A 21,730-nucleotide genomic window follows, 5' to 3' on the forward strand; every position below is an offset into this window, starting at 1 on the left:
ACACGAAGCCGACCGACAACACAAAGGGGACCGAGTGGAACTCCATGACAGCATGCGAACGATCAGGCGGAACTGGGTCGTCATCGTCGCCATCCTGCTCGCCGCGCTCGCCGCAGGCGTCCTGTACTCGGCATCGGTGAAGCCCCAGTACCAGACCGCGGGAGAGCTGCTCTTCACGCCGACCGCCGAGGCGACGAGCACGCAAGAGGTGGTGCAGGGCAACACCGTGGCCATCCAGATGACGGCGCTCTACTCGCAGGTCGCCGTGACGCCGCTGGTCCTGCAGCCCGCGATCGACGCCCTCGCGCTCGACGAGACGCCCTCCGACCTCGCCGAGCGGGTCTCGGCGGGCATCACGGAGGAGTCGCCGGTGATGTTCGTCGCCGCGACCGCCGATTCGCCGCAGGAGGCCGTCGAACTGGCCGACGCCGTGATGGACAGTCTCCTCGCGACGATCGAGGATCCCGAGAAGGGCCTGCAGAGTGCGGTCCCGCTGAAGCCGACCGTGCTGCAGGAGCCGCCGCTGGCCGACCTGCCGGTCACCGGTGCGCCGCTCGTGAACACGCTGGTCGCCCTGGCAGCCGGGCTGGCGATCGCGTTCATCGTCGTCGTCCTGCGGGAGAGCCTCAACCGACGCATCCGGGGCGTGCGGGACCTCCGCAAGGCCACGGACGTCGCGCTCCTCGCCGCGATCCCACGCGATCGTTCGCTGCGCTCCCTCCCGCTGTTGTTCACGGCGAAGCCGCTCAGCGCGTTCGCCGAGTCCTTCCGCCTCCTGCGACAGCGCGTGCCGGTCGCGTCGACCGCCGGCACGGGCGCCGGCGCGCCGGTCATCGTGCTCTCGTCACCGGAGTACGGCGACGGCAAGTCCACGGTGGCGGCCAACCTCGCGCTCTCGCTGGCCGAGGCCGGCCGCCGCGTCACGCTGGTGGACGGCAACCTCAGGGCACCCGCGCTCGCGAAGGCCTTCGCCGTCGATCCGGCCGGCGGGCTAGCCGACCGACTCACGGGCGACTCGGGCATCGGCGCCGGCGCGGGCGGGGGCAACGGCACCGCGACGGCCACCGCAACCGCCGTGGCCACCACCACGGTGGCGCCGAACCTCACCCTCATCCCGACATCGGCGCTCGGGGGCGACTTCAGCGAGATGCTGGAATCCGACGAGCTCGGCGCCGTGCTCGATCGAGCGCGCAGCACGTCGGACATCGTCCTGGTCGATGCCGGGCCACTGCTCCCCGTGGCCGACGGCGCCGCGCTGGCCGCGCATGCCTCGGCCTACGTGATCGTCGTCCGCGCGGGACGGTCCCGCATCGCCGATGTCCAGCAGTCGGTCCAGTCGTTGTCGGATCTCGGGGCACCGCTCGCGGGCATCGTCCTGGATGCCGCACCGACCCGCGGTGCGGATGCGATCGACTGATCGGGCCGGAGGCTCCACGATGACGCGACGCCCTCGGCGCACGCTCGGCGTCGGCGCGACGACGGCCGTGTGGGCGGGCGTCGGGGCGCTGGTCGCCGCGGCCGCGACGCCCCTGATGCTCATCGCCCCGCCGCTCATCGCGGTCGTGGTCGGCGGGTTCGTGCTCGTCGCGCTCGCCGCGTTCATGCCGAAGGCGTTCGCGTTCGCGGCGCTGTGCACGATCATCCTCTCGACGCTGGCGCAGACCTTCCTCGGCAGCGGCGGCAGCCTGGCCGACGAGGCGGTCATCATGCTCGCCCTCGTGGCGTTCAGCACGCGGCGACTGGTCACGGAACGCCGCCTCGTCGCGCTGCCCGGCATGTGGTGGTTCCTCGCGTTCATCGTCATCGGCATGCTGAGCGCCGTCATCGGCTCGGTCTCGATCTCCACGAGCGTCCAGGCGATGTTCCTCGCCGTGAAGGGGCTCGTGTTCGCGTTCGCCCTGGCGCAGCTGCGGTGGAACGTCGAGGACGTGAAGGTGCTCGTGCGGCTGGGGGCGATCGCCGGCGGCGTGCTCGTCGTCACCGCGGTGGCGAACCTGGTGGCGCCCGGTCCGTGGTCCCAGTTGGTCGCCAACCGTCCGCCGTTCGCCATCGTGAACGGCATCCCGGCCCTCCAGGGCCCGTTCCAGCATCCGGCCGCGTTCGGTCGCCTGAGTTCGATCCTCGCCGTCGGCGTGCTCAGTTATCGCCTGCTCGTGCGCCGGACCTGGGTGAGCGCGGTCCTGCTCGGGCTCTCGAGCGCGATGGCGTTGCTGACGTTCCAGGTGAAGTCGATCGTGAGCCTGCTGAGCACCATGGGCCTCCTGCTGCTCCGGTACGGCGGACCGGTCCGCTACCTCGCGATCCTCGCCTTCGGTCCGCTCGTCGCCATGCTCGTGGCGCCCCCGCTCTTCGAACTGGTCGGCGGAGACGTCGAGATCTACATCGTTCAGGAGTCCGCCCGGTCGCTGATCACGACCGGTTCGCTCCAGGTGGCCGCGGACCACTTCCCGTGGGGAGCCGGCTTCGGCAGGTACGGGAGCTTCTACGCCTCGCTGTACTACAGTCCCGAGTACGTGAACCTCGGTTTCGAGGACGTGTACGGACTCGGACGGGGCGAGGACGGTATGTTCCTGAATGACACGCAGTGGCCCGCGATCCTGGGCGAGACGGGGTGGTTCGGAGCCGCGTGCTTCGCCATCGGCATCATCGCGGTCTTCGTCTCGCTCGTGCGACGGACCTCGGCCGACGAGCACCGGCTCGTCCGCTGGCTTCGCGTCGCGGGCATCGCCTGGCTCTTCCTCATCATCGTCGAGTCGGTCGGCGCCCCGGTGTTCGTGTCCGCCCCGGCCTTCCCGTTCGCGTTCGCCGCCGCGGGCGTGATCGCCTCGTTCCGCGATCAGGCGCATCGGTCGGGGCTGCGCGAGCGGCATGCCGAGCCGCCCGCACCGTCGCCGTCCGTGGCGCCCCGGGTGGAGTCGCTCGCATGAGCTCCACGCGCAGGGCCTTCCTCACCGCCACCGCGCTCGGCGCTTCGGCCTTCGCCTCCGGCGCCGGCACGGCCGGGATCCTCCCGCTCGTGAACGCGGCCGACGCCGGCCTCGTCGGTGACGGAACGACGAACGACTCCCCCGCGATCCAAGCCGCGTACGATGCAGGCGGCACGGGCCTCGCCCTCGAGGCGGGCAGGACGTACCTGCTCAACAGCCCGATCTTCCTCGATCGCTCGGACCCGTACGCCCTCTTCACGCTCCAGATGAACGGGGCCACCTTCGCGCTCGGCCCCGGCCTCCCGCGCACCGACGCATTCTGGCGCGACAAGACGACGAAGTGGGCGTTCTACCCGAACACGAGGCGACAGGCGTGGAGCCCGGCCGCGGGCGCCGTCGCGGTGACGCAGGCCAATCGTGCGACCGGCACCTCGGTCGGGGCGATCGTCAGCCTCGTGCTCAGCGACGGCGCGGTCTCGGGAGGCGGCGCGAACGTGGGGCTGATCTTCTGCAACCGCACCGCCGTGCGCCTCGAGAACGTCGTGCAGTACGGCGTTCGCGCCATGCTCTCGTGGACCGACTACTGCGACGGCAACATCCTCATCGGCTGCTACAACCGGTCGGGCGGACCCGAGGGGTCGGTGCTCGTCGAGCAGATCTCCAACGGCGACGGACTGCTCATGCTGGGCTGCAAGGCGGACTCCCCCGTCGGGCTGGCCCGCCTCAAGTACTGCCGCGGTGCCGAGTTCACCGCCATCGTCTCCGGGCGGATCGAGCTCGACGCGTGCTCCGGCATCCACCTCCGCGCGGTCCACGAGGAGGGCCAGAACGCGAAGGGGCCGATGCTCGTCATCCGCAACTCGCACGTGCACGTCGACACGTCGATCTTCTACACCCCGAGGACGACGGATGCCGCGGTCCATCCCTCGATCTCGATCGACGACTCGAGCGGGGAGTCCCACTCCGAGCTCACGCTCGAGCACTGCATGGAGATGCGCTACCCGAACTCCGGCGACCAGACGTTCGGCTCCTTCATCGGCATCACCGGCGCCATGCCGAACACGCGCGTGACGGCGCACGACCTCTCGGTCCAGCACGTGACCGCCGGCACGGCCGGCGTGTGGACGGCGACCGCGGGGCCGCGCATCTCGGGCGACGGCGACCTCGGCACGGCGCTCGCGGCGTCGAACGCGGCCGTGGCGAGCGGCTCCTTCTCGATCGAACGCCGGGGCGGCGCGTGGCGGGTCATCGGGCTCGACGGCGATCGCGGGCACGCGTCCGCCGCACCGCCCGTGCCGGCCGTCGAGGCGCTGAGCGGTGCGACCGAGGTCACCGGCGCGTCGATCGCCGCCGGCACGCGTCCGTCCTACCGGGTCGCGACCCGCAACGTCACCGGCAACCGCAGCGCGGCCTCGGCCCGGGCGAGCGCAGTGGTCTCCACCCGGGGCTCGGTGCGGCTGAGCGTCACGGCCGACGCAGCTCCCTGCGAGCTTCTCATCTGGCGGTTCGCGACCACCACCTCCACCTCGCCCCAGGCCTTCGTGAGCGTGCCCTGCGGTCGCCCCGAGATCTCGCTCCTCGACACCGGTGCCCGGATCAGCGGGTACGCCTGGCAGACCTCCGGGATCCCGTCCGTCTCCTGACGACGGCCGGGCCTCAGCACTCCGTGGTCGTCAGCACCTTCGCGAACGCGGCGGTCTGGTAGGCGTACTCCCTCGCCCATCCGGCGAGGGTGATCGGCTCACGCGAATCGATGACCGCGAGGTCGCCGTCGAAGCACCGGTCGAACAGCACGCGCGTCCGGACGATGTGCGGCGTCCGCGTGATGACGATGACGCGCTCCCACCCCTGCTCCGCGGCGAGGGAGGCGAGCATCCGGGCCTCGCCCCGCGTCGTCGACGGTTCCGCGTCCACGCACGTGACGTCGCCGCCCGGGAGGTTGCAGTTGCGGTATCGCCCCGTCTCCCGGGGAGACTCGAGGACGTCGGCCGGGACGGACACGACCATCCGGTCGACCACTCCGTCATCGATCAGCTGCCTGGCGAGCTCGAATCGCTCCGCACGGGCGGGACCGAGGATGAAGACCGCGTCGGCACGTTCCGGGACGGCCGCGACGGGCGGGAAGACGTACACGGGGGCCCCGATGCCGGCCACGAGCGCCGCAGCCCCGAGGAGCGAGACGAGTGCGATGAGCAGTCGACGCCGGATGACCGGGTTGCCCGTGGCTCGCACGCTCACGCGAGTGGGCGGCGGCGCCACGGCCGCCGAACCCCTCACGCACCCTCCCGCACGCGGCCGGCCGCCGGGTCACCGGGCGCGCTCGAGCGCGCCCGCCACGGCTTCTGGCCGAGGAACGCCCAGCTCACCCACCGGATGCGCCCGAGGGTCACCTCGAACAGGATCGGCAGGCCGAGCGCGGCGACCATGCAGACCACGAACACCGGGAGTTCGCCGTCGATGCCGAACCGGCCGAGCGCCAGGCGAGCCGCCGCGGACCCGAAGACGTGGAGCAGGTAGATCGCGAAGGCGAACTGTCCGAGCCAGGCCAGGAAGCCCACGCGTATCCAGTTGCGAACGAGGAGGAGGAGCAGCGTCGCGGCGAGGCCCACCGCGATCCTCGAGGCCCGCTCCGCGGCATCCGCCGGGTCCACCGCACCGACGATCTCGAGGACACGGAGCACGTAGGCCCCGACGAAGACGACCGCGACCGGAAGGATGATCCCGGCGGGCGCCGGGTTGGGGACGTAGCGGTGCACGCCGTAGCCGAGGAGGAAGAAGGGCAGCAGTCGGATGGCGCCGTTGACGCTGAACACGTCCCAGGCGTCGGGCAGCAGCACGAGGACGTAGAGCACGGAGGTCGCCGCCACCGCGATGATCCAGTTGCGTCGCGTGCGGAGCAGTCCCCAGAGGTCGAGCAGGCCGACCGCGAGGAAGATGAGGAAGATGGCCTGGAGGAACCAGAAGTGGCCGGTGCCGTACACGTAGACGCGCCAGATCTCGCTCGGAGCCCCGGCCCCGTTCGTGCCGGGCACCATCGACTGCAACAGGAAGAACGCGGTACCGACGGTCACCAATGGCACGAGGAGCCGGCGGACCTTGCCGGTGACCATGCGTCCGTAGCCCGGGCTCGTCGAGACCGGGCGGAACGCGTAGACGAACCCGGAGAGGGCGGCGAAGAGCGGCATCCGGATGTCCTCGAGGAACACGTAGGACAGGCGCCACGGGGAGTCGTCGGCGACGGTCATGCCGCGCGTGGCGTCGCCTCCGATGACGTGGCCGGCGACCATCAGCACGATCGCGAGACCGCGGAGCGACTCGATGGCGAGGTCGCGGCGGATCGCGGTCCGCGGGGACGCCGCGGTGCCGACGGCCGTCACGGGGTGTCCCCGGTGGGTCGCGCGGGCGCGGCCGTGACCGGTCGACCGGAGCGGTATCCGGCCGTCCCGGCCACGCGCGAGCCACGTCGACGGGTCATCCAGGTCGGCGGCACGTAGAGCCAGCGGGCGCGCGAGGTGAGCCTGGTCAGCAGGACGGATGTCGCGATCGCGACCGCCATCACCGCGAGCTGGACGAGGATGCCGACCCACCTCGGCACGTCGATGCCGATCGCCGCGATGATCGCGGAGATCACCACGATGACGTACAGGTGGAAGAGGTAGATCTGCAGGCTGGCCGCGCCGAGCGTGGACACGAACCCGAGGGGGCGCACCCGCACCAGGTAGGTGGACAGGAGGATGCCGAAGATCACCGCGGCGACCTGTCCGAGCAGGACGCCGCCGGGCACGGCGCGCAGGCCGAAGAGGATCAGGCCCGCGACGATTCCGGCGAAGGCCAGGAACGCCACGAGCAGCATCCACGGTCGCGCCCGGTTCACCAGCTCGAAGAGCTTCCTCGAGTACAGCGCGCCGACGACGAAGAAGACGAAGAGGCCGCCCACGCGGTTCCAGCCGATGTTGTTGGTGTCGAGGATGCCCGAGGTGACCAGCGCCGAGAGCACCGCGGCCGCACCGATCTGCAGGGCGGGCGGAACCTTCCGGAGCAGCCACACGCCGAGGGTGAAGAGGAAGAGCGCGTAGATGAACCAGTAGCTGCTGCTGGGCCAGACCGCGATGAGCAGCAGGCCGATGGGGTTCGTGGCCGGGAACTCCCCGAGCTCGCCGTTCACCCCGGGGACGACGAGGTAGAACACGAACCGGATCACCGACCACAGCACGTACAGGTACAGCAGCGGCAGGAGCCGGCGCCGCCACAGGTCAGCGAAGCCCCACGTGCCGAGCCGATTGCCGAAGAGCCCCGCGATCAGGAAGAACGCGGGCATCGGGAACAGCTCGAGGGGTGCCTTCACCAGCCACGGCGCACCGGCGATGCCGGCCGCCTGCAGGTAGAGGGCCGTGTGGTAGTAGACCACCATCACGATGGCCGCGCCCTTGGCGAAGTCGACCCAGGCGCGCTTGCCGGTATCGGGCGCGATGAGCCCTCGTCGCGGCGTCTCCGTGGTCATCGGTCCCCTCCTTCGATCACACTGCGGTACTGCCGGACACGAGTGATCGCGTCCGGCGGCCGTTGATCGCGTCGAGCCACAGGGACTCCACGCGCGGGAAGACGGCGCTCGCCGAGAACCGCTCCTCGAAGACCCGCGAGCCCTCGGCGGCGATGGCGTCGAGCCGCTCGGGGTCGCCGAGCACCGACCGGAGCGCCGCCGCGAGCGCGTCGGCGTCTCCGGGCGGCACGACGACGCCGGCGCCGTCGCGGAGCACCGCCTCGATGCCGCCCACGTCGGTGGAGATCACGCAGCAGCGTCGGGCGAGGGCCTCGAGGATGAACATCGGCATCGCCTCCTCGCGGGAGGGCAGCACGGCCACGAGGGACGTGTCGAGGAGCGTCATGAGCTCGTCGTGCGGCAGCGAGCCGACGAACTCGACGCCCTCGGCATCGCGGTCGACGAGGTGCTCGTCGCGAATGGGCCCGGCGATGACGAGCCGCCAGCCGCGCTTCGCGGCACCGAGGTCGGCCCAGGCCCGCTGCAGGACGTCGATGCCCTTGCGGTACCCGACGACGCCGCCGAACGCGACGATCGGCTGCTTCGCGCTCGGCAGGCTGCCGGCGATCGCGTTGGGCACCAGTTCGATGCGCTCGCGCTCCACGAAGCGGGCCGCCACCTCCGAGCTCTCCTCCGACAGCGAGATGACCCGGTCCGAGGCGCGCAGCACGCCGCCGACCACGCCGGGCCTGCGGTCGGCGAACTCCGCGAAGGAGCTCCCGTGCAGGTGCGCGATCGTGGGGATGCCGCGAGCCTTCGCCATGCGCAGCAGCGACCCCTCGCGCAGGAACGACCCGCCCTCGGAGAGATGGCCCACGATGACCTGCGGCGTCGAGCGTCGCATGCCCGAGATCTGGACCGCGGCCCTCGCCGCGAGACGGGCCGCCGCGACCGAGTCGCCGGGGTCGCCCCTGGTGACGATGACCCGGGTGTCGACGTGCTCGAACGGCCATTCGAGGTAGCCGTTCACGACCTGGGTCATGCCGCCGGCGACCTCCCCGCCGCGGCCGAGGTGGTGCACGATCGGCCGCGAGGCGGTCGAGGCTGCGGTGGCCGCGCTCACGGGAGCGCCATCTCCGTCGGAGCTGCGGCATCGACCGGAAGCCCGGCGGATGCCGCGCCGCGCAGCGTCTCCTGGACCTGCATCCGCCGCTCGACGAGCCGCGCCCGGGCGTCGCCGAGCCGCTCGAACATGTCCTCGCGGCGGGCGGCGATCGATTCGAGCGCGGTCACGATCTGCTCGGCCGACATGTCGCGGGTCGCCAGGGTGATGTCGGTGATCCCGATCGTCGCGAAGTGGCGTTCGATCTTGTCGGAGGCGTCGACGAGCGACCCCACCGGGATCGCGCCCTCGGTGAACGCGGCGATGATCACGTGCAGGCGGTCGCTGAGGGCGATCGCGGTGCGCCGGTAGAGCTCGCGGAGCTTGGCCTCCTGCACGTCGTGGCCGGAGAGCTCGTCCCAGGCGAGGACCTGGCCGCCCAGGTCGCGCGCGAGGCGATAGCTCGTCTCGTTGTCGACCTGCACCTGCGTGACCGCCCAGATCTCGAGCCCGTGGCGCTCGGCGTAGCCCCGCACGCCCTCGATCCACTCCGTGGTCGGGTAGGGACGTGCCGCGTCATCCGCTCGCATGGAGACGACCATCACGTCGCGGTCGCCGTCACCGGCCGCGAAGCCCGGGAGCAGGTCGTCGGGCGCGCCCTCGCCGAACGCGAGGTCGGGCATCGCCTCGCCGCGGCGCATGTAGGCCGCCGTCGTGACGTCGCGCCAGAGCGTGAGGTCGGACAGGGCGATCGAGGGTCCCATGATGGCCCGGGGGACGGGCGCGTAGTTGCGGGTGCCGACCCCGGCGCGGACCGCGCGACCGCCTCGGAGGCGGATCGTCGCGAGCAGCGGGAGCATGGAGACGTGCTCCTTCATGCCGATGAGGGTCAACTGGATCTCGCCCGGCTTGAAGACGTAGGACGCCTCGCCGGCCACGGCTGCGGCCATGGCCGCGCGGTACCAGGACGTGAAGGACCGGTAGACGACGTCGTCGGGCGCGAGCCCGAGTCCCTCGTCGTACCCCGCGGGCGAATGGCCGACGTAGACGTGGAGCTGGCCCAGCGGACGCACCCAGTCGAGCAGGGGACGCCGGAGGATGATGTCCCCCACGTTCTCGTACTGCCCACGGCCGACGGCGAAGATCTTGTTCATGCGGGTTCGAGGTCCTTCTCGTCGGCGGTGGTGGGCGGCATCGCGTAGTCCACGATGCGTCGTTCTGCGGCGAAGCGGATGGCCTCGGCATCGAGGCGGTCGACCTCGACGGCGTGGCCGACGCCGAGGCGGTTCACGAGCTCGGCGATCTGCAGCTGGTGGTCGTCGACGTGCTCGTCACGGTGCATCCGTCGTGGCACCATGACCGGGTGGATGCCGTTGCCGAGCAGCCCGATGAGCGTGCCGACACCGGCATGGGTGATGACGACGCCCGCCTCGCGCGCGTACTGCTCGAACTCGTGCGGCGCGATCTGGCCGAAGACCCGCCCCGGCAGGTCGCGCCGGGTGGTGGAACCGAGTTGCCACACGGTGTTCTCGTTCGCCGAGCCGCTGGCCAGCACCGCGTCGATCACCGAGTCGAACCGGTAGCCCTCGATGGTGCCGAGGGTGACGAACAGCCGCTGGGTGTCGGTCGGCACGTCGCGCGGCGCCGAGGCGTACGTCGCGAGCACGCTCGGCTGGCTGCGCCAACGTCGGCCAGACCAGGACTCGTGCTGGGTCCGGAGCGAGATGGACGGCACCGCCTGGAGCACCCGACCGGTGGTCGAGGGCCCGTCGACGCGGCACACACTCTCGATGTAGGTCGCCGGCATGCCGCGCATGCGGGCGACCGGCAGCACCGACAGGGCGATCGCGGCCCCCGTGCTGACGGCTCCGTCGAAGCGTTCGGCCCCCAGCGCCCGGTTCACGATGCCCACCGCACGGACGACGCCGACGTAGTCGCGGGGCCGGACGTAGGGCACGTAGAGCACACGACGCCCGGCGAGCAGCGATTCGCTCTGGGGCGTGCGGAACGTGATGAAGAGCGAGTCGTCGGATGCCGCGAGGAACGGCAACTGCCGGACGAGTTCGACCAGGTGACCGCCGGTCGACGCGGCCAGGACGAGCTTTCGGCCTGCGCGACCTTCTCCGGATGATGAAGCCATGGACGTCCCCCTGCTCACGATTTCGAGATCTTGATTCGGAATCGAAAGACGGCGGTGGCCTTCTCGCGATGAGACTAACCCGGGCCTTCAGCGGCCGTCTCGCGGTTTACAGAGACGTAACCCAGACTTCATGCGTGCGCTCCGCCGGCCCCGGGTCAGCGTTCGGCGAGCTGCAGCAGACGCCGGTAGACGGGCTTCGACCAGCGCGCGGAGGTGGCCAGCGCCAGGCGGCGGAGGTCGCGACGTCGGGCCAGGACGAGCAGGTCGCGGTTCGTGATGCGGCTGCGCATGCCCTCGTAGAGTCGGCGGCCCTCCGCCGGCTCGTAGGGCGCCAGCACCGCGTCCTTCGTACCCGAGAGCACGATGTAGCGGCACACGAAGTAGCGATGGTCCTCGCCCTCGACGAGGCTCGGCGAGGCCCGCCTCGCCGCGGCCGTCACCGCGTCGCCGACCAGGGCGAGCGATTCCGCACGCCGGCTGCCCGACGTGATGATGGATCCGCTGCGGAGCCGGTAGTCGTAGACGTTCGTGTCGAGGAATGCCACCGATCCCGCCCGGGAGAGGGCGTCCGCCACCATGGCGAGGTCGGAATGCACGCGCGCGGGCACGAGGGCGATCTGCTGCATCAGGTCGCGGCGGAACAGCTTGTTCCACAGGTGCCCGGTGATCCGGCCCGAGAGGAGCATCGACATGGCGCCGACGTTGTCGACGGGCGGCGAGTCCGGCACCGGGATGGGCCGGGTGGACGTTCCACCGTCGTAGACGAAGCGAGCGCCGGCGACCACGACGTCGAAGGGCCCGGCATCCGCCGCGGCCACCAGGTGCAGGAGCGCCCGCTCGTTCCATCCGTCGTCGGCGTCGATGAACCAGAGGTACTCGCCGCGGCTCTCCTCGACGGCCCGCCTGCGGGCGCGGGCCACTCCCCCGTTCTCGGGCATGCGGATGAGGCGCGCCCTGGGTTCGGTGCGCGTGAAGGCCTCGGCGAGCGCCGCGGTGTCGTCCCGCGAGCCGTCGTCGACGATGACGATCTCGATGTCCTCGAACGTCTGCGTGCGGGTGTGCTCGAGGGCCGAGGCGATGAAGTCGGCCGCGTTGTACACCGGCACGATGATGCTGACTCGGGGTGACATGCGTTCCTCTCGATCAGAGCGTGCGCAGCAGCTTGGCGGGGGTGCCGCCGTAGAGCCCGTCGGGCTCGCAGTCGCGGGTCACGACGGAGCCCGCCGCGATCACGCAGCCGTCGCCGATGTCGACGCCGCCGAGCACGATGACCCCGGCGCCGACCCAGCTGCCGCGGCCGATCCTGATGGGGGCGCTCGTCGTCGCCCCCGCGCGCTGCTCATGCTTCCCGACCTCGTGCGTCGTCGGGATGAGTTGCACGTTCGGGCCGATCGAGGCGCGTTCCTCGACGACCACGTCGGCGTTGCCGCCGACGAGCAGCCCGACGTTGATGAAGGCACCGGACTTCACGTTCAGGCGGCTGGGCGACCCGACGAAGCGCACGTAGGGCTGGATCCGCGCGTTGCCGGCCAGCCGGACTCCGGAGAACCGCAGGATCCTCCGGCGCACGGCATCGGACCAGATCGGGCTCCCGCCGACGAGGGAGGCGAATGCCGCGGCTGCGCGACCCGCCACGCTCAGGCCACCGCCACGTCGACGGCATCGCCGTCGGTGACCGCGACCGCGTCCGCCGCCGGCGCGAGCCCGGCCAGGTTGAGGCGGGCGAGGTCCTTCACGTGCGGGAGGGCAGCGGCGATCGCCGAGCGCACGGGCGAGTCGTCGGGCAGGACCTCGTCGATCACCCGCACGACCTCCTCGCCGAACCCGGCCTTGGGCTCGACGCAGAGGGCGGGGGTGCCGAGGAGCCGCATGAGCCCCTCGACCTTGCCCTGCGTGGCGAGCGTGATCGCCGGCTTGCCGCTCCAGATCGACATGATGGCCAGGTGCATGCGTCCGGTCACGACGACCGAGGCCCCGTCGGCGAGACCGCGGATCGAGGCCGGCGTGCCGAGCGTGCGGATGAATCGGACGGGCGTGCCGTCGAGCCGGGCGACGACGGCCTCGCAGGCGGCCAGGTCGTCGGCGTCGGGCCGGGAGACGTGCGGCAGGACGACGACCTCGAGGCCGCGGTCGACGAGGTGTCGGATGATGCGCACGTACTCCGCGCCCTGGTCGACCTGGCCGCCGATGAGCCCGCTGACGTTCACGATCGCGAACGGCCGGCCGAGTTCGCCGAGCCCGTCGAGGAGCGAGCGGTCGGAGGTCGTCGCCGAGAAGACGATGTCGGCGACCTCGCTGATGCCGACGACGCCGTCGCGCGCTGCGCGTTCGGCCGAGATCGGGTCGCGGAGCATGGGGACGGCGCCGTGGCGGCTGGCCTTGACGAGGGCGCGGCGGGCCGCGACGCGGGCCTGGCCGTTCCAGCTGAAGCCGAGGATGCGCGAGTCCACCCCCGCTGCCGCAGCGGCCCCGGCGAGCGCGGACCGCCGCACCGACGGACGGAGCACGTACCGCCCGTCCATGATGTCGGCGCCGACGACCGAGAGGCTCGCGGCCGTGCGCAGCAGCTCGCCGAACCTGGCGACGTCGGCCGCATGCGCGCCGCGGGCGCCGTAGACGAGGTCGGGCAGCTCGAGCACCCGCACCCGCCCGGCATGCGCGTCGGGCACCGCGACCTCGGAGGCCGACCTCACGATGACGGCGACCGGTCCGCCGGTGCCCTCCAGGAAGGCCTCGAACATGGCCTGGTCTCCGATGTTGCCGCCGCCCGGCGCGGCGAGCAGGACGTGCTCGCCATCGGCGGGGGCATCCGCCCGGCGCCCGGCGCGAGCGGTCCGCACGATGCGGGCGTGGTCGATCCTGGACGGCACGCCGCTCGTGAGGTAGGCCTCGCGCAGGACACGGCGGAGGCGGCGGATGGTTCGATCGATCATGGTTCCTCCTAGGACGGTTCGCGCGCGGCGACGGGCTCCGACGCGTCGGCATCGGCCCGAGTCGCGGATGTCACGGGGTCGGCGGATGCCGCAGGGCCGGCGGATGCGTCGGGTTCAGTGGGTGCCGCAGGGTCGGCGGATGCGGCAGGGTCGGCGGATGCGGCAGGGTCGGCGGACGCCGCACGGCGGCCGAAGTGCCGCCGCGCCTGGGCGAGGGTCACGAGGTCCACCCGGAACCTCGGCCAGATGAGCGCGATGAGCACGACCCACCCGAGCAGCGACGAGAGCCCGACGACGAGGCGCAGGACGATCGCGTCGGCGGGCAGGGCGAGGGTCGACGCCCACGAGACCCCGGCGCCGAATCCGAAGACGAGCAGCATGCGCACGCCGTTCAGGAACATCGCCTTCGCGGGCGCGTCGGAGACCCGGGCGATCCAGAGCAGGCCGACGGGCCAGATGAGCACGATCGACGCGGTGTAGGCCACGGCGACGCCGCCGACGCCCCAGTTCGCGCCGAGGATGATGAGCACGATCATCGCCGGCCGGGTCGCGAGCGCGTAGTGGAGGTTCGCCCTAGCGAGGCCTTTGGAGAGCATGACCCAGTACACGGCGTAGCTCGAGGCCTGGAAGAAGCCGGCGACGAGCAGCACCTGGAACAGCGGCACGACCTCGAGCCACTGGCGCCCGAGCGCGAGTTCCACGACGGACGACGCCTGCGCGCCGAGGAACGCGAACGTGAAGCTCACGGCCATCAGGAGGATGGACTGCCCGAAGGAGATGAACGCGTTGAACCGCTCCCGCTGGTCCTGCAGGCGCGACAGCACGGGCAGCGCGACGCGCGTCGAGGGCGCGTTCAGCTGCGTGAGCGGCAGCATCATGAGCTGGAAGGCGCGGTTGTAGAAGCCGAGCGCGGTCGCGCCGAACCGGGATCCGATGACGACCGAGTCGACGTTCGCCGCGGCGTAGCCGAGCAGCTGGGAGCCGAGCAGGTTCGCCCCGAAGCCGAGGAACTCGCGCATCGGGGTGCGCCGGTGCATCCAGCCGGGGAACCAGCCGGTGAGCACGAGCAGCATGACGAGCGCGATCAGGCTGATGGCGAGCTGCTGCGCGGCGAGCGCCCAGTAGCCGAAGCCGAGCAGCGCGAAGGCGACGCCGGCGACGAACCCCACGGCCTGCGCCACGCTGTCGACCAGGGCGAGCCGGACGAACAGGAGCTTCCGGGTGAGGTCGGCGCGGAACTGGGTCGAGATGCCGTTCAGGAGGAAGGTCGCCGAGAGCACGATCGTGAGCATCTGGAGGCGCTCGTCGCCGTAGATCGAGGCGACCACGCCCGACAGCGCGCAGGCGAGCCCGGTGAGCACGAGCCCGATGCCGGTGTTCAGCCAGAAGAGGTTGTCCTTCTGCTGGCGGCTCACGGACTTCGCCTGGATCGCGGCGCTCGACAGGCCGAAGTCGCGGAAGATCTCGCCGATGCCGATGATCGCGGTGACCATGGCGATGAGTCCGTAGTCGGCGGGCGTCAGCAGCCTCGCGAGCACGACGATCGCCGCGAGCTGGATCGCGAGGCGCACGCCCTGCCCGCCCATCGTGACGAGGGCCCCGCGCGAGGCGTTCGCGCCGAGGCTCCGCGACGCGGCGGCGCCCTCGGTCATGCCCGGAGCCGATCGATCGCCTGCACGTACCCGCCGAAGAGCTGCCGGCCGATGTGGTCCCAGTCGCGCAGGCCGAGCTCGGGCTCGACGCCCGCGGGGATGCGCCGGGCCGCGGCGAGTCCGTCGAGGAGCTTCGCGGGGTCGAGGTCGCCCTCGTACTGGATGATCCACTGCTCGCCGACCTCGTCGGCGAGTGCCTGGTTGGTGGGCGACGCGGGCACGAGCACCGGGCGGCCGAGCGAGAGCGCGGCGAGGAGCACGCCCGAGTTGTGCATCTGCTCGCGGTACGGCAGCACCACGAGCTCGGAGCGGGTCACCTCCTCGACCACGACGTCGTCGTCGACGAACTCGAGCCTGGCCGTCACGCGGTCGTCGGCACGGGTCGCGGCCTCGATGAGCTCGCCCTGCCCTGCGTGCGGCTTGCCGACGATGCGCAGCGAGAGGTCGCGGTCGGGCAGCCCGGTGAAGCAGTCGATGAGGTGCGGGACGCCCTTGTAGGGGCGGATGATGCCGAAGTAGAGCAGCCGGCCCGGCTCGATCGCGGCGGCGGGGTACGCCGAGAGCGTCGACCGGTAGTGGCCGTGCAGCACGGTGATGACGGCGGCCCCGTGGGGCGGCACGGTCGTCGGGTTCAGTCGCACGACGAGGTCGATCGCCCTGGTGAACCGGGCGAGCGAGCGGCGTTCGCCGGCCGAGCCCTGCTCGTGCGGCTCCATGTTGTGCGCCGTCCAGACGAGCGGGATTCGCTGGAGGCGCAGCCGGAGCAGGAGCGCGTCGAGCGCACGCCGCAGCAGGAAGCTCCGCACGCGGCTGCGCCGGCGGATGAGCAGCTCCGGCCAGTGCACGTGGAACACGTCGTACCGTCCGGTGAGCGCCGTACGCCACGAGAAGAACTCGATGCGCACGTGGTCGGGCGCCCCGTCGACCATCTGGTCGACGAACTGCGTCGTGCCGTCGGGCGGATGCAGCGAGTGCAGCACGGTGAGCTCGCGGGCTCCGGCGTGGAGCTCGCCGGACGAGCGGCCTTCGGTCGTGGAGTCGACGGAGATCGGCACAGCGCGACACCCCCAAGAGTCAGCAGTTGAGCGGGAACCAGGGAACGACGGTGAACCTGAGCACGACATTAGCCGCGATGCCCGGCCGCCCGGAGAGGGTTCGCCTGAACGACACCGAGATGTAACCGGTGGGAAACAACCCTTCGCGGGCCTCTGCTAGAACTGGGGCAGGGCCGGTGGGCGTTCCATTCACCGGCCCACCATGATGAAAGGCGGCGATGTGCGAATCTCAGTGATCGGATGCGGTTACCTCGGTGCGGTCCATGCGGCGAGCATGGCGGAACTCGGCCACGAGGTGGTCGGCATCGACGTGGATGCCGCGAAGATCGCCCGTCTCGCGGCGGGCGAGGCGCCGTTCTTCGAGCCCGGCCTCCCCGAGCTGCTCCGCTCCGCGGTCGCCTCCGGACGGCTCACCTTCTCGACGGACATGGCGGATGTCGCGGGCGCCTCGGTGCACTTCGTGGCGGTCGGCACGCCGCAGCTCAAGGGCTCGTACTCGGCCGACCTGACGTACGTGAACGCCGCGGTCGAGGGCCTGCTCGAGCACGTGACGGCCGGCGACCTCATCGTCGGCAAGTCGACGGTGCCGGTCGGCACGGCCGAACGCCTCGCGGCGCAGATCGACGAGAGCGGCACGGGCGCGATGCTCGCGTGGAACCCCGAGTTCCTCCGCGAGGGCTTCGCCGTCAAGGACACCATCAGCCCCGACCGGCTCGTCTACGGGGTGCCCGTCGACGCCGAGGCCGCGGCGACCGCGGAGGCCATGCTGTCGGAGGTCTACGCCACCGCGCTCGAGGCCGAGACGCCGCTCATCGTCACCGACTACGCGACCGCCGAGCTCGTCAAGGTCTCGGCCAACGCCTTCCTCGCGACGAAGATCTCGTTCATCAACGCGATGGCCGAGATCGCCGAGGTCACGGGCGCCGACGTCACGCAGCTGGCCGACGCCATCGGGCTCGACGTGCGCATCGGGCGCCGGTTCCTGGGCGCCGGCGTGGGCTTCGGCGGCGGCTGCCTGCCGAAGGACATCCGGGCGTTCACGGCGCGTGCCGAGGAGATCGGGCGCGGCGAGTCCGTCGCCTTCCTCAAGGAGGTCGACGCGATCAACCTGCGGCGGCGCCAGCGGGTCGTCGACCTGGCCGTCGACGCGCTCGGCGGCGAGGTGCTCGGCAAGAAGGTCGCCGTGCTCGGGCTCGCGTTCAAGCCCTTCTCCGACGACATCCGCGACTCCCCCGCCATCGACGTCGCGGTGCGCCTGCGGGGCCTCGGCGCCGACGTCGTGGCGATCGACCCCGAGGCGATCGAGAACTCGAGGCGGCTGCATCCGCAGCTCGAGTTCAGCGACGACCTCGAGACCGTGCTCGGCGGCGCCGACCTCGTCGTGCTCGTCACCGAGTGGAACGAGTACCGCCACCTCGACCCCGAGTGGGCGGGCGCCCTCGTCGGCACCCGCACGATCATCGACGGCCGCAACTGCCTCGACCCGAAGGCCTGGCGCGCCGCGGGCTGGACCTACAAGGGCCTCGGCCGCCCCTGACCCCCGGCACCACAACGGCGGATGCCGCGGGCGATGGTTCGCCCGCGGCATCCGCTTCGTTCGGGGTCGCGGTCAGTGCGTGGTGAGCACCTGGCCGACCGGCCGACGCGGCGAGCGCGCGACGCGGAAGCCCTGCTCGGGGGCGTACCCGATCGCGATCATGCAGATGATGTCTTCGCTGTCGGGGATGCCGGCCTCACGGCGCAGCGCATCGGACTGGGCGTTCGTCATCGACCAGTTGAGCATGCACGAGCTCACGCCGAGGCCGTGCAGCGCCCACACGAGCGTCATGGCGAACAGGCCGCCGTCGACCCAGCGCTGGTTGCGCTCGGTCGCGCCGGCGAAGAGCCCGCGCTCGACGGTGACGACGAGGACGGAGCGCACCTGGTCGCGGAACCCGGCGTTGCCGTTCTGGTGCACGAGGATGCGCGCCGAGTCGGCGGCGCCGCTGAAGGCGTGCACGCGGCCGGCCTGCCGGTTGCAGACGGAGGGCGTGTAGGTCGTGAGGCGCACGGCCTCCTCGATCGTCGCTGGCTCGACGGGACGCGTCTCGTCGAAGTCGCGCACGCTGTGCCTGGTGGCGAAGAAGCGGTCCATCTCGACGGCGCCGAAGAGCGGCGCGGGCATGGCCTGCGGGCTCACCTCGTCGTCGACGGCTCCGCCGCCGTTCCAGTTGCCGAGGGCACCCTTGGCGTCCTCGGCGAACCGGAGGTACGGCGCTTCGGCCGCCTGGGCGCCGGCCACGGGGATGAGCATCGCGAGGCGCTTCTCGACCGCGGCCCCGAAGGGCTGCTTCGGCTGCCTGAGGCTCAGGCCCTTCTCGACGCGGTGGTAGTCCTTCGTCAGCTGCGCCTCGAGGTTCACCCCCGAGACGACGTCGGTCACGGCGTCATCCGACGGTGCCGCCGAATCGCGGTACCTGCGGTAGTCCCGCAGGAACTCCGAGTACATCAGCCAGCCCCGCTTGGCGCGGCGCACGGGTCCGCGCAAGGGCTTCTTGATCGTGTCGAACATGAGCCTCCCCTTCTCGTGTATCGGTCCGGTCGTCGTGATCTCGTGATCGCGACGAGGTCGCTGGCGGTCGGCTAGCCCTCGGCGAGCCACCGCCGGAACGTCTGGATCATGTCGGTGCTCGTCCAGTCGGGCACCCGGTGCCCGCCGTCGTGGTACTCGACGCTGGTCTCCCGCGCCACCGGCTTCGCCTTCTCGACCAGCGCGAGCGTGTGCTGGAGCGGCGGCACGAGGGGATCCGACATCGACACCACGGTGCGGATGCGCGTACCGGCCCACGACGACTGGGGCAGCCGCGCGGGGTTGGTGGCGACCGCGAGATCACGGTTGTAGCCGTACACCGGCGGGATGCGCACGGGGTCGCGGTCGTACAGGTCCTCCATGTCGTACGCGGCGCTGGCGAGGTACATGCCCCGCACCGCGGGGACCATCCGGGTGCCGTACGCGTAGCTCATGAGCGGCCCGCCGCCGGAGTTCGCGCGCATGAAGCTGACGGCGATCCGCCACACGTTGCTCATGTACTTCGTCGCGCTGGCCTGCGCCGTCAGCGAGGGCTGCGAGGTCCAGAGGCTTCCGCCGTAATTGGCGCAGATGCACACGGCGCCCGCGTCGACGGCCATCATGGCGCTCCACTTGTAGACGTTGGTGAGCGACGTGTAGTCGCTCCCGTTCGAGTGGTAGTACCAGAGCACGCCCACGGAGGCCTTGGGCGGCGAGGCGTGCGGCACGAACAGGCGGAGGCGATCGCCGGCGTAGACGACGTCGATGGCCTCGTACTTCTTCTTGCCGATGCTGGTGACCTGGGTGTCGAGGCGCGAGACCTCGTAGGGCAGCTTCGGGATCGGGGAATAGGTGGGTGCCGCGATGGCGGGCGCGGCCGCGGAGGCGGCAGCGGTCACGAGGCCGGCGGCGGCGCCGATGATGATCGTTCGACGACGAACGCCATCATGCCCAGTGGTGGAATCTTCAGTGTGCACGCGTTGTCCATCTCCCTCGCTCGAGCCGAGGGCCGACGACGTCTTCGTGCCCCCGTTCCTTGGAACGTACCTCCGCCGTCGCCGGCCGGAGCCGGGCGGTCGCCAGAGTTAACACGATCTTCATTCCGCCGCCGGGCCCGCAGCGCGGCCTTCGACGGGGCCACCGACCAGCCGTTCGATGACGACCAGCGTGTCGGGCCAGCCCTCCACGGCGACGCACGGCACCCCGGTCGCGATCACCGGGAAGTCGTTGCCGGCGGGGTCGAGGCGGTCGCCGACGAAGAGCATGTCGGCCGCCGGGATGCCGGTCGCCTCGATGAGGCGGCGGACGCCGTAGGCCTTGTCGACGCCCTTGCGGGTGATGTCGATCGAGGTCGAGCCGCCCGAGCGCACCTCGAGGTCGGGCAGGTCGGACTGCACGACCTCCTGGAGCGCCGACTTCTTCGACCCGGTGGGGTCCCAGCGCTGCTTGACGTCGACCGGCGCCGCCTGTCCGAGCGCCGAGAACGTCACCTGCGATCCGCGGTGCTCGATGCGCGGCCCCCACGTGTCGCCCTCGGCGAACCCGAGTTCGGCCGACCGGCGCTCGAGCGAATCGGTGGCCCGTGCGGCCTCGTCGTCGGTGAGGTCCTCGGCGTAGACCTCGCGCCAGGCCCCGTCCTCGTGCCGGAGGTACCTCGTGCCACAGGTGGGCATGAGGTGCAGCCGGTCGAGGTCCGCGTCGAGGCCCTCGAGCGCCTCGACCACCTGGCCCTGGAACTGCGAGAAGTGCCCGCCCGAGATGATGCACACGTCGGCATGCCCGAGCAGCCGCACGAGCGCGGCGGCCATCTCGGGCTCGACGCGGCTCTTCGACGGCGCGAGCGTGTCGTCGAGGTCGAACGCCACGAGCCGCGGCGCCGTGCCGGGCGTCGGCCGGCTCGCGGCATCCGCCCGGCCCGGCGCATCCAGGCCCGGTGCATCCAGGCCCGCGGCATCCGTCGCCCGCACCGGCCGCGTCACCTCGACCGCCTCGGTCACGGCAGGCCGGCGGCGAGCGGCTTCAGCCAGGCCGCGAGGTCGGGGCCGAGGTCGTCGCGGTCGAGCGCGAGCAGCAGCACGGACTTGATGTAGTCGAGCCGGTCGCCCGTGTCGTAGCGGCGACCGCGGAACACGACGCCGTAGACGCCGCCCGCGATCTGCTCGTCGGCGGCGAGCACCTGCAGCGCGTCGGTCAGCTGGATCTCGTCGCCCTTGCCCGGCGGCGTCTCCTCGAGGACGTCGAAGATCTCGGGGCGCAGCACGTAGCGGCCGATGATCGCGAGGTTCGACGGGGCATCCGCCGCCGCCGGCTTCTCGACCAGGCCGGTGACCCGGACGACGTCGGGATCGTCGGTGGGCTCGACCGCCGCTGCACCGTACATGTGGATCTGGTCGGGCTCGACCTCCATGAGCGCGATGACGGTCGCCGCCCGCTCGGTGCTCTCGTCGATCATCTTGGTGAGCAGCGGGTCGCGGTCGTCGATCAGGTCGTCGCCGAGCAGGACGGCGAAGGTCTCATTGCCGACGTGCTTCTTCGCCCGGAGCACGGCGTGCCCGAGCCCCCGCGGATCGCCCTGCCGCACGAAGTGGATGTCGGCCAGGCTGCTGGAGTGCATGACCCGCTCGAGCTTGGACGCGTCGCCCTTCGCCTCGAGCGTGTGCTCGAGCTCGGTGACGCGGTCGAAGTGGTTGGCCAGGGCGTTCTTGTTGCGGCCGATGATGACGAGGATGTCATCGATGCCCGCGCTCACCGCCTCCTCGACGACGTACTGGATGGCCGGCTTGTCGACGACCGGCAGCATCTCCTTCGGCATGGCCTTGGTGGCAGGCAGGAATCGGGTTCCGAGGCCTGCGGCCGGAATCACGGCTTTCATCGTTGTTCTCCCCATGCGGTG

General features: G+C 71.3%; 19 protein-coding genes. 4 read left to right on the forward strand and 15 right to left on the reverse strand.

The features are described 5' to 3' along the window. The first annotated feature begins 34 nt into the window (after positions 1-34). From GQQ95_RS09405 to GQQ95_RS09415, 3 genes are read left to right on the forward strand one after another with little or no spacing between them, the layout of a single operon-like run. The gene (locus GQQ95_RS09405; protein WP_281352028.1) at positions 35-1,417 is read left to right on the forward strand and encodes a tyrosine-protein kinase domain-containing protein; all 1,383 of its coding nucleotides are present in this window, start codon (positions 35-37) and stop codon (positions 1,415-1,417) included. 19 nt (positions 1,418-1,436) lie between these two features. Further along, a complete protein-coding gene (locus GQQ95_RS09410) occupies positions 1,437-2,927 on the forward strand; it encodes a hypothetical protein (RefSeq protein WP_157427410.1) in 1,491 nt (496 codons plus the stop codon). Beyond that, positions 2,924-4,570 carry a pectate lyase family protein gene (locus tag GQQ95_RS09415; RefSeq protein WP_157427411.1) on the forward strand — a complete coding sequence of 549 codons (1,647 nt, stop codon included), beginning with the start codon at positions 2,924-2,926 and terminating at the stop codon, positions 4,568-4,570. The genes GQQ95_RS09410 and GQQ95_RS09415 overlap by 4 nt, the downstream gene beginning before the upstream one ends. 13 nt (positions 4,571-4,583) lie before the next feature. Here GQQ95_RS09415 and GQQ95_RS09420 read toward each other — a convergent pair whose 3' ends face one another. The 11 genes from GQQ95_RS09420 to GQQ95_RS09470 all read right to left on the reverse strand — a co-directional run bounded on the left by GQQ95_RS09420 (position 4,584) and on the right by GQQ95_RS09470 (position 16,289). Further along, complete coding sequence (locus tag GQQ95_RS09420; RefSeq protein ID WP_170297028.1) at positions 4,584-5,165, reverse strand: YdcF family protein; 582 nt, start codon at positions 5,163-5,165, stop codon at positions 4,584-4,586. A gap of 35 nt (positions 5,166-5,200) precedes the next feature. Further along, positions 5,201-6,304, reverse strand: coding sequence for an acyltransferase family protein (locus GQQ95_RS09425; RefSeq protein ID WP_157427413.1), 1,104 nt, complete (start codon positions 6,302-6,304; stop codon positions 5,201-5,203). Next, complete coding sequence (locus tag GQQ95_RS09430) at positions 6,301-7,428, reverse strand: acyltransferase family protein (protein WP_157427414.1); 1,128 nt, start codon at positions 7,426-7,428, stop codon at positions 6,301-6,303. Before GQQ95_RS09430 ends, GQQ95_RS09425 begins: the two co-directional genes overlap by 4 nt. A gap of 16 nt (positions 7,429-7,444) precedes the next feature. After that, entirely contained in the window at positions 7,445-8,530 is a 1,086-nt protein-coding gene (locus GQQ95_RS09435; RefSeq protein WP_157427415.1) for a glycosyltransferase family 4 protein, read from the reverse strand. Then, positions 8,527-9,663: a hypothetical protein gene (locus tag GQQ95_RS09440; protein WP_157427416.1), complete on the reverse strand. Its 1,137-nt coding sequence runs from the start codon at positions 9,661-9,663 to the stop codon at positions 8,527-8,529. The genes GQQ95_RS09435 and GQQ95_RS09440 overlap by 4 nt, the downstream gene beginning before the upstream one ends. Then, complete coding sequence (locus tag GQQ95_RS09445; protein WP_157427417.1) at positions 9,660-10,649, reverse strand: glycosyltransferase; 990 nt, start codon at positions 10,647-10,649, stop codon at positions 9,660-9,662. The genes GQQ95_RS09440 and GQQ95_RS09445 overlap by 4 nt, the downstream gene beginning before the upstream one ends. Before the next feature lie 155 nt (positions 10,650-10,804). Then, positions 10,805-11,779, reverse strand: a complete 975-nt coding sequence (locus GQQ95_RS09450; protein ID WP_157427418.1) for a glycosyltransferase family 2 protein — start codon at positions 11,777-11,779, stop codon at positions 10,805-10,807. Positions 11,780-11,792: 13 nt separating this feature from the next. Beyond that, positions 11,793-12,284 (reverse strand): acyltransferase, encoded by a 492-nt coding sequence (locus GQQ95_RS09455; protein ID WP_170297029.1) that lies wholly within the window; start codon positions 12,282-12,284, stop codon positions 11,793-11,795. Positions 12,285-12,286: 2 nt separating this feature from the next. Further along, positions 12,287-13,582 (reverse strand): polysaccharide pyruvyl transferase family protein, encoded by a 1,296-nt coding sequence (locus GQQ95_RS09460; RefSeq protein WP_212275371.1) that lies wholly within the window; start codon positions 13,580-13,582, stop codon positions 12,287-12,289. Positions 13,583-13,590: 8 nt separating this feature from the next. Then, positions 13,591-15,234, reverse strand: coding sequence for a lipopolysaccharide biosynthesis protein (locus tag GQQ95_RS09465; RefSeq protein ID WP_212275373.1), 1,644 nt, complete (start codon positions 15,232-15,234; stop codon positions 13,591-13,593). Then, positions 15,231-16,289 carry a glycosyltransferase gene (locus tag GQQ95_RS09470; RefSeq protein WP_170297030.1) on the reverse strand — a complete coding sequence of 353 codons (1,059 nt, stop codon included), beginning with the start codon at positions 16,287-16,289 and terminating at the stop codon, positions 15,231-15,233. Before GQQ95_RS09470 ends, GQQ95_RS09465 begins: the two co-directional genes overlap by 4 nt. Positions 16,290-16,509: 220 nt before the next feature. Between GQQ95_RS09470 and GQQ95_RS09475 the strand changes: the two genes are divergently transcribed. After that, positions 16,510-17,826: a UDP-glucose dehydrogenase family protein gene (locus tag GQQ95_RS09475; protein ID WP_157427420.1), complete on the forward strand. Its 1,317-nt coding sequence runs from the start codon at positions 16,510-16,512 to the stop codon at positions 17,824-17,826. A 72-nt stretch (positions 17,827-17,898) separates the two neighbouring features. Here GQQ95_RS09475 and GQQ95_RS09480 read toward each other — a convergent pair whose 3' ends face one another. From GQQ95_RS09480 to galU, 4 genes are all read right to left on the reverse strand, one after another. Next, positions 17,899-18,840 carry a nitroreductase family protein gene (locus GQQ95_RS09480; protein ID WP_157427421.1) on the reverse strand — a complete coding sequence of 314 codons (942 nt, stop codon included), beginning with the start codon at positions 18,838-18,840 and terminating at the stop codon, positions 17,899-17,901. Between the two features lie 71 nt (positions 18,841-18,911). Further along, positions 18,912-19,814: a hypothetical protein gene (locus GQQ95_RS09485; RefSeq protein ID WP_157427422.1), complete on the reverse strand. Its 903-nt coding sequence runs from the start codon at positions 19,812-19,814 to the stop codon at positions 18,912-18,914. A 120-nt stretch (positions 19,815-19,934) separates the two neighbouring features. Continuing rightward, positions 19,935-20,765: an HAD-IIB family hydrolase gene (locus GQQ95_RS09490; protein WP_157427458.1), complete on the reverse strand. Its 831-nt coding sequence runs from the start codon at positions 20,763-20,765 to the stop codon at positions 19,935-19,937. Positions 20,766-20,830: 65 nt separating this feature from the next. Then, positions 20,831-21,724 carry a UTP--glucose-1-phosphate uridylyltransferase GalU gene (gene galU / locus GQQ95_RS09495; RefSeq protein WP_157427423.1) on the reverse strand — a complete coding sequence of 298 codons (894 nt, stop codon included), beginning with the start codon at positions 21,722-21,724 and terminating at the stop codon, positions 20,831-20,833. Positions 21,725-21,730 lie beyond the last annotated feature (6 nt).

The sequence above is a fragment of the Agromyces salentinus genome (assembly GCF_009749395.1).
In the GTDB taxonomy this organism is placed as follows: domain Bacteria; phylum Actinomycetota; class Actinomycetes; order Actinomycetales; family Microbacteriaceae; genus Agromyces; species Agromyces salentinus.